This window comes from uncultured Chryseobacterium sp., assembly GCF_913776365.1.
Classification (GTDB): domain Bacteria; phylum Bacteroidota; class Bacteroidia; order Flavobacteriales; family Weeksellaceae; genus Chryseobacterium.
Map to the genome: position 1 here is coordinate 1 of NZ_CAJYMO010000235.1, position 17,405 is coordinate 17,405.

Sequence of the window (17,405 nt, forward strand, 5' to 3'; positions counted from 1 at the left end):
AGGAAGCCCTCGCCTTCGACCTCGGCGAAGACTGGAACCAGAAGAAAATCTCCCTCCTCGAACAGAAAAGCGTCGTGGAAGAAGCCCTGCTGCAAAAGATCTCCGAAGTCCTGAACATTCCCGTAGAGGCGTTTCAGAATTTTGATGAGGAGCAGGCGATTAATATTATCTCCAATACTTTCGGTGATAATGCCTGTGTGGGAAATCCTAACTCCACTTTCAATTTTAATCCCATCGAAAAATGGATTGAAGCTTTGGAGGAGATTAAGCGGCTGAATGCGGAGTTGATTAAGGCTAAGGATGAGCAGATTCGATTGATGGAGATGTTGATAAAAGATAAATAGATGAATCCTGAGCGTGGTCTCAGGATTTGTTTTTACGGGTAAAACTATACATGATCGATTAGGGGTAGGTCAATTCCTATTTTATAAACCTGATGATAAGCACTTATTCTATTATCATCAATAAGTAACTTATCGATTTCTAATTTGCTATTAGCTTTACTGCCCGCCGGCTTTGGATAAATGATCAAGCATGGTATTTCTTCATTACCGCTATAGCCTACTTCTTTTCTAACTTTATTCAATCTTGCATATCCTGCAACTTGTCTTATATCTTCGTGAATCTGACTGTAATTATACTTGAGTTTATACTTGGCATCAACTACAATTTTGTCATTGTCCGTACTAATTAAAAAATCAAGAGCATTACCATGCGTAGAAAACTGATAATTAAAATGAGAAGATGATAAACTTGGATTATCTTCCAAAAACTTTGCATAAACATACAGTTCAAACATTTTAGGCATATCAATCCAGAAAGGAGGAGTTGATATTTTCTCGGCAGTCGTTTTAGTGATATTGTATGAAAATCTTTTTAAAATCTGTTGCCCTACTTTGATAGCATCTTTGTATTCTTTGAAAAATGGATTGTATTTTAAATGTTTAATATCCTGCAAATCAACCTCTGAACCCACATTCTCAAAAGCCGGACGAATGAAATTTATAATCTCCGAAATATCATTTTTATTTCTGAAATAATATTTATTGTTTTCAACATATTGTGTACAAAATAAAAACACTTTTTTCAAAAAGCGGTTTTCGAGAGAGTCTTCTCCAAAGACCTGATATTCGCATACGGTGTTGGTAAAACGATTCTTAAAAATATTCTGTTTGATTTGTTGCCCAACCAGAATTTTGCCTTTCATTCTGTTTTTTAGGTTTTCCTGAATCTTGTAATATGATTTTTTAAGTCCTTTTCTTGCAATATCCTGAAGAAATTTTAGAAATTTGACTATCAAAAATGGAGTCAGCAAATCTTGTTTTTGTTTAATTTCAATCTCTGCTGCATTCCAATCTATCAGTAATAAAGTATCTGTTTGTTTTTCCACTTCGCTGTGCGACATAATTTCCATCAACATGGCAATGATATTAATTTCTTTAACAGAATTCTCTGATTCTAGAATTTTTTGCGATATCTGATTAAAGTATAAAACTTCTTCGTCAGACAAATTTTCACGTTCAGTCTCAATTGCATCTTCAAAAGTTTCTGTGATGTCTACATTTAACTTCGGTTCGACATTTACAAATCTGCTTTTAGTTAACCAATCTATTCCTACAAAATAATCAGAGTGAATTGCAATTTCACCTTCGGAAAAATGGTAAGAAAAACAATGATAATGTTTACCACGCTCTGTTTTAAATCTACGTGGTTCGATAATATCTTCTTTCTTAAAATCATCAGAAAAAGAAACTTTTAGTTGAATATGTTCTTTTAGAAAGATGCCCATCACATAGATTTGATATGATCTTCTACAGCTAATGCCCCAACTTTCCCCGTAAGAACTCCATCTTTTACATATTCTAAAAGAATGGGTTTAATTTCATAATCAACTCGAATCCTAAAATCATCTGGTTCCAGGTTACCATTTTCCAACTTCTTTTGGATAAAATATGAATGACCAATCCAGACATCTTCAGGTCTGAATTCTCCTGAAAGAGTTTTAGCTCGTTTAAGGGCAACTTTTTCGTCAGCTATATACTCATCATAATTTTCAATAAAAAGTTCACTTACTTTTCTAAACCAATCTTGATGAAATATAATTTTATCATCTTCCAATTCTTTCGGCAAAACCTCAACAAAAGCAAATCTTCTTCTAATAGCATAATCGATATGTCCTACACTCCGATCTGCAGTGTTCATGGTTCCGATGATATAGAGGTTTGGTGGAAGTACAATTTTGTTTTTCGTTAATGAATCGTCTACCAAATACATACTATCAACTTCTTCACCACGATATTCTAATGCGTAAATTAATTCTCCAAGAACAGAAGATAAGTTTGCACGGTTAATTTCGTCTATTATTAATACAAAATTTTCAGGCTCTCTAATAGCTGTATCAACTTCTTCAAACTTTTTTGTAATAGAATTCTTAAAGTCTGAAAATACTTTGTAATAATAGCCATAATGCTGTTTTGCTGAACCAGAGATAGTCGCCAATGCTTTAAATTCTTTTTTGTCCACTGGATCAATTAAGAAAGCTTCCTTAATATCACTGAATTTCATTCTGTGTTTCGCAGAATCAAACCAAGAATCTCCTGTATAGTAAAAAGCAGATTCATCAATATCAAATAGTTTAACTTTATCCGTCAATCTATATTCGCCTGTATCATCAATTTTAGATTGTACAGTTTCTACAAATTTATCAAACTGTTCATTTACCCACTCATTCTTAGACAATATACTATCTGATTTGGTTGATTTATGATAGTTTTTCAAAGCCAGTTCTGCAAACTCACCCAAAGTCTTATTTACATTTCTATATTCAATTTTTTCACCTTTTGATTCTGCTACAATTCCTCTTACAAAATCTTCGTAAGTATAGCTTGGGTGAAATTGTATGAGTTTAATTTGATGGTCATTCTTTAAATCATTAAATCTATTGAATAAGTTTTTTGCTAAAGCGTCAGCGTAAGATAAAGTATTACTTTTTCTTTCTTCACTACTTTTCTCCCATAATTTCCCAATATATGAATCGTATATTTGTTTCCTAGTGGGAGATCTATCTTCACCATTCGTAGATAGTAAAATTGAATCTTGATTGATTTCTTTTATAATATATTTTGTTGATTCTTTTCTTGCTGATATTTCTTGATTAATTGTGAAAAAAGAAAATATATTGTTTTCTGAAATTTTAGAATTATTACTAATCAACTCTTTTGCTATTAACTTTGCTTCTCGAGTTTTGCCAGTTCCTGGAGGACCTTGTAAAATAATCTGTTTTTTGTATTTTAAAATATCAAGTATTTCTTTCGTATCCATTTTATTCATCTCAGACATTATTGACGTAAACAAATCTGTGTTTTTATTGATTCTTTTAATTGTATTGAATGAAAAGGTATGGTGTAAAGGTTTTACTGTACCATATTGACTACCACTTAAAGTAGCCTCTTTCATACCGTATATATGAATACCTCTTTCTTTATTACTTTCATCAAAAAAATACCATTCTTCAACAGGAGCTGTAAGATTCCACTCTTCATCATCAGAAGTAAATAATTCATTTGCTTTACCGTACGCAATAAAGTGACTTCTGTATTTAAGTAACAGAATATCGCCTTTTTTAATTGCATTATAAGTACCTTTTTGTGGAGTGTTTTCGTGAAGAATGAATGCTTTTTTTTCAACAATTCTATTGAGATTTTCTTCGTCATAGCCTTTGCCTTTTTCACCTACACTACAAGAGTAAAATTTCATTTTATAATATTTAGTTAATAGTTTTTTAATAGAAAATCACTTATTTTTCAAACTCAAACCTTGCCAACTTCAAATACTGCAAACGATAACGCAAAGCAGCTTCCGACACCCCATAACGTTTGGTAAGCTCATCTCGGATTAATAGCCAAATTCCGAAAGTATAATCATTTTTGACTAACAGAAAATCTTTGATTTTCTTTCTACTGCGATTTTCTAAGATGATTAAAAATGCAGATTTTACTTTTTCCTCCGGCATTAAAAAACAACTTGCAAAATAATTAGCTTCTCTTTCAATAGTATTTTCTTGATATTCCTCTTCAACAATATCATTATTTTTACAAAAACCTAAATTGTTATGCAAGTTATGTAGCAAAAAATAGTGTCCTAATTCGTGAGCAATGGTAAAATGCTTGCGTCCAATATTATCAATATCTTTATTAACGAAAATATAAGCTTGATCTTTATTTTTAGTTAATGCTCCAACAAAATCCGTATTTTTAGAATTTACTTCTTTATATTTAATTTTTTCAGAATGCATTATTTCTTGAAATACTTTATAAACTCCTCCTTTTTTGACATATTTTGACAAAATAGAATTTGCTGTTGTTTCTATTTCAATATTTGTCTTCATCATCCATTGCATCAAACAATTCTCGTAATGTAGCTCGATCTATATCACCTCTTGCCGCTAATTTTTCCTCTTTTAGCCATACTTCAAAAAGTTCATCATCATTTTTTTGAGAAGATCTATTATAGGATGTGTCTGATTTCGCAACCATTCCCAAAACTTGCTTTTCTGCTTCTCCCACCTTCACCTGCCCGTTCATCAGCATAGGCAAAAGCCAATCTCGTAATGCAGAGAGTTCTTGGTTTTGTTCTTTATTTGTTATTATTTTATTTAAAGTATTACTATAAATATTCTTAATTTTTAGTTTTATTTCTTTAGGTGGAACTAAAATATTTATAGCTTTTAAGTCCTTATCACTTAAATGTCCAACGGTTGTTCTTGAAACAGATGCTTCTCGAGCTTTTATATAAGGCTCTATTTGGTATCTCAAAAAAATATTAGGTAACTCTTTTTCGGTTAGTTTTACAACTCGTTGATTTAAATAACAATTATTTTTTGTCCAATAATTAATATGGAAATTACCATCCATTCCTATAAGTAAATCACCTTTCAAAATTTCATATTTAGAGTCAATATTTTTTTCTGTAGAATAATTACTTACACTATTTTCAATAATATCCCTAATTCTAATGACAGGAATACCATTTCCTACTTCGTTAAAATATTCTGTACTAAATGGAAAGCCATATTGCACATTACAAACTTCAAATAAATTTTTCACCTCCCACCCTTCAGGAATTTCTCTTTTCAGCGTTTCGTTGTACACCATTTTTCCGCCGGAAGATTTGTAGCCTCGGCTACTCTCGGCTACCGATTGTTGGCTGAGCGGAGTCGAAGCCAAGGTACCGGAAACCGGAAAATCAAACTGTACAAACCAATAATCATACAGCGTTTTTGCCATCGCTTCCAGTTCTGCATTAATAAGGTTGTTGAGTTCTATTTTATCATCTAAAGCGGATAATACTGAGGCTATTTTTTGTTGGGTGGGTAAATCGGGAACTAATATTTCTTGAGTTTTCAAAGCTCCTTCATTTACTCTTTTTCTTCCAGAAGTACCTTCCATACAAGAAATTGCTTTATTGCGAAATAAAGGACTTCTTGATAGATAGTAAATAAACTTTTTATATGAATTCTTATTTTCTCTTAAAACAATAAATTCAGAAGAACCAAAAGCAACTTCCTTATCACTTAGAATATCAACCAAAGCTGTTTTACCATTTTCCAAACAAGGTGTAATTTTAGCAACTAATGTGTCTCCATTTCTAAATTTTGGACCTGAAGAATATTCTGATAATTCAGAGCCATTAATTTTTCTTTGAAAAGTTCCTAATTTGTCCATGGGAATTTTTCTGGCAATTGTGCCCTTTTTAATAGATTCAGAAGGATTAAAATCTATAAATTCACCAATAGATATTTTATTCCATTTACTCATACTTCAACCCTTTTAAATTCTCCAAAATTTTCTTATCCAACTCATTTCCTCCTGCAAACAATTGACTGAGATTGCTTTCATATGTTTGCATTTTCTGTGCAAATTCTTCTGCAGTAATTTCTACATATTCTATCTTTACCTCAAAATATTGCCCCGCAGAAAAGCTGTAATTTTTAGCGATCACTTCTTCTTTGGTTACCACTACCGAAAAATCGTCCTCTGCATTCTTTTGGTTCATGGCATCAATAATGCGTTGTTCTTCTTCTTGTTCAAGAACGGTTTTTTGGTTTTTACCTTCTTTAATAGTTTTTCCCAGTTTGGAAGCATCTACCAAAACTATCTTTTCGCTGTCAGCTTCTTTATCTATAAATACAATAGAAACATTGGTTCCAGTACTCGCAAAAATATTGCTCGGCATACTTACCACGCCGCGCAGCCAGTTGCGTTCTATTAGTGATTCCCGTATTTTTCTTTCAATCCCGCTTTGTGCCGTGATAAATCCTGTAGGAACAACAATTGCAGCTTTACCTTTGGTATCCAAACTGTACATAATGTGCTGAATAAACAAGAGGTAAATCGCCATTTTATCTTTATCCTTGTTTGGAATCTTAGGAACGCCTGCAAAAAATCTTTCTTTAAAACTGTCTTTGGTAAGGTCTGCCTGATAATCTGAAAAATCCAGTTTAAACGGAGGATTGGAAACAATATAATCAAACTTCCGGTCAAGATGGGCCGGCTGTAAAATGGTGTTTCCTTTAATGATATTCGGGATCGAGTGCTGAAGGTTATTCAGAATTAAATTTAATCGCAACATATTTGCAGACTTTTGAGAAATATCTTCCGAATAAATGGTACAGTTTTTTTCACCGATGGCGTGGGCAATATTCATCAGCAATGTTCCGGATCCCGCACTGGGATCATAAACTTTGGCATTATTCGCTTCACCGTTTACCAAGATCGCCGCCATAATTCTTGCTACGGCGTGAGGCGTATAATACTCAGCATATTTACCGCCACTGTCGCTGTTGTAATCTTTAATCAGATATTCAAAAATCGTGGCAAAGAAATCATATTTCTCAGTAAACATTTTTTCAAAACTTACGTTCACTAGTTTGTTGAGTAAAGCGCGGCAAAAAGCATCACGCTGGGAAGCATCTCTTATAAAAAAGCTGATATCATCAAACATTTTATCTTTTACGCCAGTGGCAGAACTCACCGAATAAATATCTATGTTTTCTGCGCTGATGGTTCTTAAGGTACCGTCAAAAATAGCTTCTCCGAAATTGGGCTGGTTAGAATTGTTGAACAGGTAAGCAATCAGCTGTTCCGGCTGAAGTTTAGCCGCTTTATTTCCTATTCTGGCCAGAAGAAACTGCTTCTTATGATCTGGAAGGTTTTCATAGGCCGACTGAAAATCTTCTGCCTGAGACAATTCAGGTTCTATTTTTTTTGCTTCGTATATAAATTTGTCATTGAGGTATTTGTAGAGAAATACCTGTGAAATAATATTGAATTCGCTGGCATCATTTCCTAATCCATAGTTTGCGCAAACACTTTTTAGTCCGTCTATTAAGGTTTTGGTCTGCGTGATAAACTGTATCTCCGTCATTTCTTTTTAACTGTGGGTATATTGTTGTTTATATTCTTTCACAATAAGATCATTAATATTTTTCGTGGTGTCAAAATCCAGGTTCATGCGTTGGGAATCTATGAATTGCTGTATCACAATGCTCATTACTTCCTGATTGAAATAGGTTTCATTTTTCACCAGTTCTATATTGCGGAGGCAAATATCGTCTATTACCGTTTTAGTTCCCAATAAAGCTTCATAAATTTGTATTTCTTTAGCATTCAGCGCCGGATAATCTACCAATCTTTTATGGATTCTGGTGTACTTTTCGTCGTTTTCATATTTTGTTCTCAGCAAAGCATTTTTACGGTTTAGTTCCTTTACCTCACTGTATATCCTGCTTAAGACATGGATGTTATCCCGCATGTCTTCCTGGTTGACTTCGTCCAGATTTTTATTTTTAAATATACGCTCCAGTTCTTCCCGTAAAGTAACAAACTCAGGATCTGCAAGATCGATATTTCGTTGCAGTTCTTCACGTGTTTGCCTCAACTGATTTCTGAGCTGATCTGCTAAAATCATTTCTTCCTCTGAAACCTTGGTAAACTGGAAGAAAATATCTTCTAAAGCCGTATTGATAAGGTTGGTATTATCCGTTTCATCATTGATGCTCTCAATCAAATTTAAGGTATCCATTCTTCTCTGAACTTCTTTCAGTAATTGATTAAGTTTGTAGAAATCTAAAAGATCAAGCAATTCATCATCTCCCTGCAAACGAATGATATTTTTCAGTTCTCTGGCATTTTGTAATGCTTTGATGAGTTCCGTCAAATGCTTTTTATCTTTAATTTCATCCATTTGCAGACGGAAATTTTCAGCATTTTTTATATCATACTGAAATAGCTTTTCCTTGATTTCCAGTACATCATGTTCTATTTCTTCTCTGGATTTGAAAAGGTTGCTGTAATTCTGCATTTCATCACCCAATTCCTGCTGCAACTCCTGGAAATAATTTTCGTTAGTTTCTTTAAACTCTTTGGTGATGTCTGCAAAATCAACTACAAAGCCAAAGCGGTGTTTTTTATACGGCCGGTTTACCCGTGTCAGAGTCTGTAATAAATTGTGATTCTTCACGACTCTTGCCAGATATAATTTTTTAAGACGAGGTGCGTCAAAACCCGTAAGCAACATATTGTACACAAATAACAGGTCGATATCTCCGTTTTTAAAAGCTTCAATCTCCTGTTTCCTGATATCTTTCGAGTTAACATCATGTAAGATAAGACTGGCCTTTAAAGGAGTTTTGTTTCCGTATTTAGCTCGTTCTTCGCGTACTACTGTATAATCGAATTCCTGTTTTCCATAGATTTTTTCAAACTGATGAAAGAGTTCCCTCGCCTGCTCCGATGTGTCGCAAACCACCATTCCTCCAATGGTATCGTCTTTTTTCCTGAAATCGTTTAAGTCATTCAGAATGTACTCCAGCATGGTTTCGGCAAATTTAGGATGAGCAAAAATTTCGCTTTTGGAAATCTCACCTTTCAGTATTTTTATCTGCTCCATTACATCCTGCATCTGCATTTTGTATGTGGTGGCAATACCTTCCCTGATCAGTCTCAATGTATAACCATCAGCAATAGAACGGTTATAGTAATATTTATGAATATATTCTCCAAATAAAGCTTTGGAATCATAATCTTTGGCAACTTCCTTTAATAGAGGAGTTCCGGTTAAGGCAATTTTAACCGCATCTTTATCTGAGCGCAGGAGATTGATTAAATAATTCCCTTTAGGATTGTAGCTTCTGTGTGCTTCATCGATGAAATAAATTCTCTGAATGTTTAAATCGTAATCGAAAGATTCTAAAACGGTGCTGTCATCAGAAAACTTCTGAATATTCACTATTGTTATTTCCTGCTCTCCGCTACTGTTTAAAATGGCGCTTGCTTTTTTAATATCCTGAATAAATTCGGTTCGGGAATTAACCATTTTCACCGATAATCCTCTTGAACGGAACTCTGTTTGTGACTGTATTGCCAAATCTATCCGGTCTACAATAAAATAAAATTTAGCAATTGTATTTTTCTTCTGGTAATAATCAGTAAGATATTTTACATTGTAATATGCCAATGCCGTTTTACCGCTACCTTGTGTATGCCAAATGATTCCTTTTTTTATTCCTTCATCCAGTTTCTGCGCAATAGCCTTAGAAGCAAAAAACTGGGGATAACGCATAATATGTTTTTCAATAACAATTTTGCCTTCTCTATTAGTCCGCTCAACGTAGGTAATCCCGAATTGTAAAAAGAAAGCCAGCCGTTCTCTTGAAAGCAGAGAAGTAATAATTCGGTTGGTTGGCGTTTCGTAATTCTTATTGATTTTAAACTCATCTGTATATTTGATCGCAACGATATTATTGTCTTTAAGAATGAAATTTTCTAATTCTTCACTCTCAGATTTAAGAAGACGGGTGTAATTCAGCAGCTCTTCTTCACGGAAGTAATTGAACATTACTCCATCCTTAGAAGGTGTTGCATAATAAGCTCCCATTACAGGCTCAACTACTCCATCTTCATACTCCATATTATTTGAAAATAACATGAGTTGAGTGATGTTGGTAAATGCTCTGAAATCTTTTAAAGCAAATCTTTTATTGATTCTATTTCTCTCTGCAATGACGCCTTCTCTATTGTTTGGTTTTTTAACCTCAATAAAAACCAATGGCATTCCATTAATTAAAACCGTGATATCCGGTCTGAATTCTTCATCACCCTTTCGATAAGTCAGTTCTGTAGTAACATGAAATTCATTATTACTAAAATTCTCAAAATCAATAAGTCTTAGGCCTGAAGTATTTATTAAGCTTCTGAAGAATTCCCTCCCTAAATCATCATCTTTAAGTTTTAAAGAAACATCAATTAATAAACGGTCTATATCATCTTCTGATATCCCATTATTAATTTTAGGAATAGAACGTTTAAAAATTTCTGTAAATATATTATTCTCTTCCAGTCTTTCCTGTTCACTTTTTGGGATATAGATATACCCCAATCTGCACAAATGCAATATAGCCGGAATTTTAACTCTCGAATCTTCGTTAAACATTATTAGTTATTATAACTTTCAAATATAACTAAAAAATGCTGCAGATATTTGATATAGTTAAAAATTTCAACCAAATATGAATTATTGATTAAATTTATATCTTATTTTAGTGATTTTATGATTTATAAATCACGATTGGTTTTAAACATATTTTTAGAACATACATAATCTGATACCTCTCATAAAGTTAGCATCGTACCTTTACAACCTTAATGGCTTCCGCTACTCCATCCGGAGGCTGAGGCACTCGAAGCCACACCCTCCGCCTTCAGGAACCTCAGGCATCTTACTTTTACAACCTAATGGTTTCCGCTATTCCACCCGGTGGCTGAGATACCCGAAGCCACTCCGGCAATCAGTATCCTTCACGCTGTAAATGAGGAGGATAAAAATACGGATGCAAATGATTTTTGTAGAAATATTTCTACAAGCCTGACATTTTATTTCTACAACATTCTTTTTTCCAATGGCGGTGTATTAAATAATTTTGCGCCATGCTTACGGACAGAGAAGACAGGCAGAAGCGGAGGCAGACCGGATCTGATCGGCCCGGAACTGCAGGGAAACAGGCCATGGGATGCAGGAAAGAGAAATGAGGTAAATGGAATGAAGTAAAGTGATGTGAAGTGATATGAAATGAAATAAAATAAAATGAGTCAGTAAGCAGCCCTCTATAAAAACAAAAACCTCTTATAATTAATTGCAACAATGAGAAGAAAATTATTTGCCGCCGCCTCATTAGGGTATTTCTCTGTCATCGGAGCGCAGGTAGGAATTAACACGCAGACGCCGAGGGCTACCCTTGACATCACCGCGAAGAACACCAATGGTACCAGTCCTGAAGGGGTCATTGCCCCAAGGCTTACCGGAACCCAGCTGGCCAACGCCGATGCCCAGTACACCTCTGCCCTGGCCGGAGTGATTGTCTACGTCACGGCAGCGCCGGCCACCGCCACTACGAAAACCGCCAAGGTAACGGCACCCGGCTATTACTATTTTGACGGTTCCGTCTGGAGCGGCATGGGCGCACAAAGCACCACCACGACCCTGAGCGTAAGCTCCATCATCGATCCCAATATCCTGGGCTACGTTCCCAGCACAACGGCAACGGCATCCGGCAATGCTCCGGCCACGGTAACGGTCAACGGGATTGTCTGCACGAGAACCGGGATCACCACCTACAACGGTCACAGCTATGCGGCCTATTCCGCTGCTTCCTCTGGTATTACCTGGTACAATGCCTACGATGCCGTAAAAGCAATGGGCGGATACCTTTCCACCTTCACCTCAGACGGGGAATGGCAACATATAGAAGCCAACCTGCTGAACAATACGGCCTACAACAGCCAGTATGCCTGGATCGGGTTTTCCAAATTCTCATGGTTCGCAGGGCCGGCCCTCACTCCGGATCCGGAAGAAAAATGGATCACCGGCGAGCAGCCGCTCCACGATTACAGCGCAGGCGGCGCCTCAGCAGTGCGGAAGTCCAACTGGTTCGCCGCCAACCAGCCTTCAGGCAACGGCGAAGGGTTTGTCCAGATCACCCGCAAAAACGACAATTTGACCAAGGTATACAATAATTATACGTCTACCCATCCGTGGAACGACGTGGTGGCCAACCCGGGGAACCAGTCCGGATTCCTGGTAGAATTCCAGCAGTAAATACAGGGAAAACATGAAAAAAATACTATTCTTTGCGCTGTCAGCGCTCAGCTTTTCAGCATATGCCCAGATGGGTATCGGTAACAACGCACCGCTTGCTACCCTGGATGTTAGCGCCCTGAAGACCGACGGGACTTCCGCGGAAGGAATCCTGATTCCGCGTCTTTCGGGAGACCAGATCAAAAGTGGAGGGGCACAGTATACCGCGCAGCAGACCGGATCCATGGTCTACGTAACCTCAGTCCCGTCCTCACCGGATACCAAAACAGCCAATATTACTGCAGCAGGATGCTATTATTTCGACGGCAGTGTCTGGAGAAGCCTGGGCGAAATCCTGACGGCCACCGTCGTCAGCTTTTCAGCAGCCGTAGATCCCAATATCCTGGGCTATACGCCAGGCAAGACCGCTACGGCAGCCGGGGCACCGGCTACCCTTTCCATCGGAGGCTTTACCTATACCAAACAGGCGGTCACGACCTATAATGTAAACGGCCACACCTACACCGCCTATGTGGGAAACGGCGGGATCAGCTGGTTTGATGCCTACAATGCCGCCAAAAACATGGGCGGCTACCTGGCCACCTTTACCACCGATGACGAATGGCAGCATACGGAACAGAACCTGCTCTCGAACAATCCGGCTTTTGACAGCCAGAAGGCATGGATAGGATACGTTAAATTTTCATGGTATGCCGGACCCGGGCTGGTACCGGACCCGGAAATGAAATGGATTACCGGCGAGCAGCCCAAAAGTACATATAGCACGGGAGGAACAGGCGCCGTAAGGAAAGCCAACTGGTTTGCCCCGGGCGAACCCAACAATTTTGGCTCCGGGGAAGGATTTGTCCATACCTGGGCAAAAAATGACGTTTCTGCGGTTACGATCGGCAGCTATACCTCACCCCATCCCTGGAATGACTATCCTTCCAACATCACGAATGTCAATGGTTTCCTGGTAGAATTCCAGCAGTAATTCCCCTGCTATCCTGAACACAATGTAACTATATAAGCCGGGTCCTGTGGAATATGGCATTCCACATTCCTGCAACGTAATGAAAAGTTACAGAAAGCGGATCATCCGGTCCTGCCTCTGTAACTTTTATTTTTTTTAGCGGACCAGGATCCTATCTATACACAGACACCGGGAAAAACACTATTTTCATGAATACCCCTCTGAAGAAATACAGCTTTTTGATCAAAAAGAGATCAGCCTATAAAAATATGGTATCAAATTACTGTAATATTGCACAAAAATACAGTGTTGTTTACTAAATTACTTTTTCTTTTCTGCCTGTCTTGCTGCCTGCCGGTCAATAGTCAGCAATACACCATCAGTCATTACACCACAGACAACGGCCTGCCCCAGAACAGCGTAAAAGACATGGTAAAGGACCGGTACGGATTTATCTGGCTGACGACGGAAAACGGTATCGTGCGCTATGACGGGCTTACTTTTTTATTATACAAGGATTTTCCTGTCGGCAGCCAGCGCTTTACTTTTTTTTACGGGAACCGGGCAACGGACAGTATTGCAGCCGGCTCCGGCCGTTATACCGTGCTCCTCCACAGAAGAACGGCCAGGGTCCTTAGAGATTCCAGAGGCTTCGGTTTCAGGTACAGGCCGGATGGCCATCCGTACAAAGGGCCGGCACCCGTATGTTACAATTACCATGCACAGCAGGGCGTCCCCTTCTATCTGAAATTGAAGGAAGGAAACTATTTTATCAAAGACTCTTCCTTAACCTATACTCATGCCTGCCTGCCAAAAGACCGGACACTGAAGCTCAATACCGTATTCAACAGGAAAATAACGGTTTTCACCCTTAACGACAGGCTGTACCATATCGATCATGCCTTGAAAAAGATCAGCAGTATTGTGAAAGGCAGGATCCGGGATACCTATGACGTTCCCCTCCTTTCGGATCCCGGCAGTACCATCATATGGAGCCAGGTGAACAACAGCGTATTTATTGTCAACAAGCGCAGCATCTACAGCCTCACCTTTCAGGAAGGCCGGTTCAGAACCATCAGGCTGGCTGGCCTGGATACGCTCGATCCGGAATACCTTACCTGCATTTACCATGACCGCACCAGCCGCCAGCTGTATCTGGGAAGCAGTATTGACGGACTGCGGATCTTAAGTTTCAAACAGTTTGTTTCCACCAAAAAGAAAACCGGTTCCGGGAGTGTTTTCTATGCTGCCCTTCCTTACGGCAACTCGCAGGTCATCACGCCGCAAGGCGAAGTCTGCAGCAGAAACGGAATGCTTGATACAAAGAAATTTGATACTGACAGCCCGTATTTCATGGCATACGACCATGAAAGGAATATCATAGTACAGGATTCGGGCAGGCTTTACTGCTACCTGCAGACCACCGCTTATACCCAACGCAGATCAGTACAGCAGTCCAATACCACGTTCGTGGATTTTCTGTATGACCGCAAACGGTATTATGCGCTGACCCGGCCCAGCCGCAGGGAATCCCCAGGGGGCAGCCTGATCGTATACCGGGATCAGTCGTTCCGTACCATAGCAAAGAAAATCCCGCTGGCCCACGAGCCTACGAAACTGTTTAAAAGCGGCCAGTCACTGCTGGTAGGGACCATCGACGGACTGGAAAGGATTTCGCTGAAAACCTTTGAAAAAAAAAGGATCGCTCCCCGTAAGCATCTTTTTGTAAGGAATATCATCCGGAGCAGTGACGGGAATCTCTGGATCACAACACTCGGCAACGGCTTCTACCTGATGAAAAACGATCAGCTGATCCGGATGCCTGCCGATCCGGATCAGAACCTGCTGTCACCGCATACGCTGATGGAAGACAGCCACCGCTTTTTCTGGATCCCCACCAATAACGGACTGTATAAAATCAGGGCGGAGAAACTGCTTCGTTATGCAGGGAACCGGAATACGGAAGTCCGCTATTACAGGTATGCCAAAGATGCAGGCTTCAATACAAACGAATTCAACGGCGGAAGCAACATCTGCGGAAGCAGGCTGCCGGACGGCGATTTTGTCCTGCCTTCGTTAAACGGGCTGGTCTTCTTCAATCCGCTGGAAACCAAAAGCCTTTATCCTGAAAACTTTTATGTGGAAAGAGGAATAGCCGACGGAAAAAAGATCCGGTTCTCCGGAAATCTCACGCTGGAACAAACAGTACAGAAAGCAGATATTTTTGTGGATGTCCCCTATTTCGCCAACCGCAGCAACGTCACCGTACAGCTTAACCGGGGGAAAAATAACCGGTGGGAAAACCTGGAACCCGATATGAAGTTTTCCATTTCCAACCTGCCTTACGGAAACCACATTTTCACCCTGAGAATGCTCACTTCGGATCATGATACCTTTACCTACAGGCAGATCTGCATCCGTGTGATTCCCTATTTTTACCAGACTTTCCTTTTCAAGTTCCTCTGCGCCCTGGCCATCATCCTGCTGGTCATCCTGCTGATCAGGATACGGACACGCATGTTACGCTCCAAAAACCAGATCCTTGAAGATATCATAGAGGCGCGCACCAGGAAACTTTCCGTAACGGTGGAACGCCTGGAAATGACGAAAAACCAGCTGAAGAACGAAATCGAACAGCAGAAAAAGCTGATCGGCACCATTACCCATGACATCACCACGCCCATCAAATTTGTGGCCCACACCGTTCAGGATATGCTGGATCATGAAACCGATGATAAAGAAAGGCTCCGCAGGATCCTGACCTCCATCTATAAATCCTCCAGCCAGCTGTATCATTTCACCCTGACCCTGAGGGAATATGCCGATATTTACAGCAACCACAGAAGCCATGAAAAGGAACCGTATGCATTGCATGCGCTTATCGAAGAAAAAAGGAGACTTTTTAATGAGATCGCAGATACTTCCAATACCGCGATCATCAACCGGGTGCCTCCCGGTATCCTTCTCACTATCAACAGGAACACCTTTTCGGTGGTTGTCCATAACCTTATCGACAACGCTGTAAAATATACCCGGGACGGCTGCATCATCATCAGTGCCGGTGACCTGCAGGACAGCACCGTTATTACCATTGCCGATACCGGCTGCGGGATGAGCCCGGCACAGATCGAATACTACACCTCACTGCATCAGAATATAGACAGTGAAAAACTGCTGCTCCAGCAATATGGCATGGGCCTTCACCTCGTGCTGCAGCTGATCCATATCCTGCACGCAAACATTGGGATAGATCATAACCAACCTTCCGGTACCGTCTTCACCATTACTTTAAAAACGACAAACTATGAGTAAAAAAATACTGATTGCTGATGACCATGACATTGTGGTCACAGGAACAAGCCTGATTCTCGAAGCCCACATCAAGGATATCCTTATCGATACGGCCAGAAACTATCCCCAGGTCATTGAGAAAATCGGCCGGCAGGAATATGACCTTATCATCCTGGATATCAATATGCCCGGCAGTAAAAACCAGAAGATGATCCCGGAAATAAAGCAGATGAGCCCCCGCGTGAAAATACTGATTTTCTCCGCCCATGATGAAGCTGTTGCCCTTCAGTATATGCAGGAGGGCGCCGACGGTTACCTGAATAAACTCAGCAGGATAGAAGAAATTTCGGAAGCCGTGGAAAAAGTCCTCTGCGACGGCTATTACTATCCGGCCGGAATCACCCGGTACCTGCTCAAGACCAATGCCGAATCCTCACAGCCCAGTCCCGTGGAAAAATTATCGGCCCGGGAATACCAGATCTTCAGCCTGATGACCCGGGGCGAAGGCAATCTGGAGATTTCCAACATCCTGAACATCCAGATGCCCACCATCAGCACCTACAAAAAGAGGATCTATACCAAACTGGGGACCACCAACATCGTAGACCTGATCCGGATGCATGAAAAATTTTCCGGGGGAAAAACGTAAAATATCTTTTTTAAAAAATTCTGCACAGCACTTTTATGAATACCCTCATTTTAAAACTCCCGAAGCCACCCTCCGCCTTCGAGAACCTCAGGCATCGGATCTTTACAAACTTAACAACATTCGATACTTGACACGGTGGCTGAGGCTCTCGAAGCCACCCTCCGCCTTCGGGAACCTCAGGCATCGGATCTTCACAAACTTAAACATCTACACTACTTAACACGGTGGCTGAGGCTCTCGAAGCCACTCTCCGCCTTCGGGAACCTCAGGCATCGGATCTTTACAAACTTAAACATCTACACTGCTTAACACGGTGGCTGAGACTCCCGAAGCCACCCTCCGCCTTCGGGAACCTCAGGC

The 17,405-nt window shown here is 39.6% G+C and carries 11 protein-coding genes; 5 read left to right on the plus strand and 6 right to left on the minus strand.

All coding sequences use genetic code 11. The annotated features are described in order from the left end of the window. On the plus strand, positions 1 to 344 hold a 344-nt coding region (locus QZ735_RS12110; protein ID WP_294248731.1), incomplete at its 5' end, for an XRE family transcriptional regulator. Between the two features lie 44 nt (positions 345 to 388). On the opposite strand, the gene QZ735_RS12115 is transcribed toward QZ735_RS12110, so the two are convergent. The 6 genes from QZ735_RS12115 to QZ735_RS12140 are packed head-to-tail and all read right to left on the minus strand — an operon-like array spanning position 389 to position 10,491. Then, positions 389 to 1,789, minus strand: a complete 1,401-nt coding sequence (locus QZ735_RS12115; RefSeq protein ID WP_294248734.1) for a restriction endonuclease — start codon at positions 1,787 to 1,789, stop codon at positions 389 to 391. Further along, complete coding sequence (locus QZ735_RS12120) at positions 1,789 to 3,756, minus strand: AAA family ATPase (protein ID WP_294248735.1); 1,968 nt, start codon at positions 3,754 to 3,756, stop codon at positions 1,789 to 1,791. Before QZ735_RS12120 ends, QZ735_RS12115 begins: the two co-directional genes overlap by 1 nt. A 40-nt stretch (positions 3,757 to 3,796) precedes the next feature. Continuing rightward, positions 3,797 to 4,390 carry an ImmA/IrrE family metallo-endopeptidase gene (locus QZ735_RS12125; RefSeq protein ID WP_294248739.1) on the minus strand — a complete coding sequence of 198 codons (594 nt, stop codon included), beginning with the start codon at positions 4,388 to 4,390 and terminating at the stop codon, positions 3,797 to 3,799. Continuing rightward, on the minus strand, positions 4,371 to 5,816 hold the full coding sequence (locus QZ735_RS12130; protein ID WP_294248741.1) for a restriction endonuclease subunit S: 1,446 nt from the start codon (positions 5,814 to 5,816) through the stop codon (positions 4,371 to 4,373). Before QZ735_RS12130 ends, QZ735_RS12125 begins: the two co-directional genes overlap by 20 nt. Next, positions 5,809 to 7,425, minus strand: a complete 1,617-nt coding sequence (locus tag QZ735_RS12135) for a class I SAM-dependent DNA methyltransferase (protein ID WP_294248744.1) — start codon at positions 7,423 to 7,425, stop codon at positions 5,809 to 5,811. The genes QZ735_RS12130 and QZ735_RS12135 overlap by 8 nt, the downstream gene beginning before the upstream one ends. 6 nt (positions 7,426 to 7,431) lie before the next feature. Beyond that, positions 7,432 to 10,491 (minus strand): type I restriction endonuclease, encoded by a 3,060-nt coding sequence (locus tag QZ735_RS12140; protein ID WP_294248747.1) that lies wholly within the window; start codon positions 10,489 to 10,491, stop codon positions 7,432 to 7,434. Between the two features lie 708 nt (positions 10,492 to 11,199). On the opposite strand from QZ735_RS12140, the gene QZ735_RS12145 reads away from it, so the two are divergent. From QZ735_RS12145 to QZ735_RS12160, 4 genes are all read left to right on the plus strand, one after another. Beyond that, positions 11,200 to 12,153 (plus strand): C-type lectin domain-containing protein, encoded by a 954-nt coding sequence (locus QZ735_RS12145; RefSeq protein ID WP_294248750.1) that lies wholly within the window; start codon positions 11,200 to 11,202, stop codon positions 12,151 to 12,153. 13 nt (positions 12,154 to 12,166) lie between these two features. Then, positions 12,167 to 13,126: a hypothetical protein gene (locus QZ735_RS12150; protein ID WP_294248753.1), complete on the plus strand. Its 960-nt coding sequence runs from the start codon at positions 12,167 to 12,169 to the stop codon at positions 13,124 to 13,126. Between the two features lie 288 nt (positions 13,127 to 13,414). After that, entirely contained in the window at positions 13,415 to 16,417 is a 3,003-nt protein-coding gene (locus QZ735_RS12155) for an ATP-binding protein (protein WP_294248756.1), read from the plus strand. After that, positions 16,410 to 17,045, plus strand: a complete 636-nt coding sequence (locus tag QZ735_RS12160; RefSeq protein ID WP_294248759.1) for a response regulator transcription factor — start codon at positions 16,410 to 16,412, stop codon at positions 17,043 to 17,045. Before QZ735_RS12155 ends, QZ735_RS12160 begins: the two co-directional genes overlap by 8 nt. The last annotated feature ends 360 nt before the right edge of the window (positions 17,046 to 17,405 follow it).

What these genes read in the sequence shown, in the direction of transcription:
- QZ735_RS12115 (WP_294248734.1), bottom strand. Translation starts at nt 1,789, where the DNA reads ATGGGCATCTTTCTAAAAGAACATATTCAACTAAAAGTTTCTTTTTCT.
- QZ735_RS12120 (WP_294248735.1), bottom strand. Translation starts at nt 3,756, where the DNA reads ATGAAATTTTACTCTTGTAGTGTAGGTGAAAAAGGCAAAGGCTATGAC.
- QZ735_RS12125 (WP_294248739.1), bottom strand. Translation starts at nt 4,390, where the DNA reads ATGATGAAGACAAATATTGAAATAGAAACAACAGCAAATTCTATTTTG.
- QZ735_RS12130 (WP_294248741.1), bottom strand. Translation starts at nt 5,816, where the DNA reads ATGAGTAAATGGAATAAAATATCTATTGGTGAATTTATAGATTTTAAT.
- QZ735_RS12135 (WP_294248744.1), bottom strand. Translation starts at nt 7,425, where the DNA reads ATGACGGAGATACAGTTTATCACGCAGACCAAAACCTTAATAGACGGA.
- QZ735_RS12140 (WP_294248747.1), bottom strand. Translation starts at nt 10,491, where the DNA reads ATGTTTAACGAAGATTCGAGAGTTAAAATTCCGGCTATATTGCATTTG.
- QZ735_RS12145 (WP_294248750.1), top strand. Translation starts at nt 11,200, where the DNA reads ATGAGAAGAAAATTATTTGCCGCCGCCTCATTAGGGTATTTCTCTGTC.
- QZ735_RS12150 (WP_294248753.1), top strand. Translation starts at nt 12,167, where the DNA reads ATGAAAAAAATACTATTCTTTGCGCTGTCAGCGCTCAGCTTTTCAGCA.
- QZ735_RS12160 (WP_294248759.1), top strand. Translation starts at nt 16,410, where the DNA reads ATGAGTAAAAAAATACTGATTGCTGATGACCATGACATTGTGGTCACA.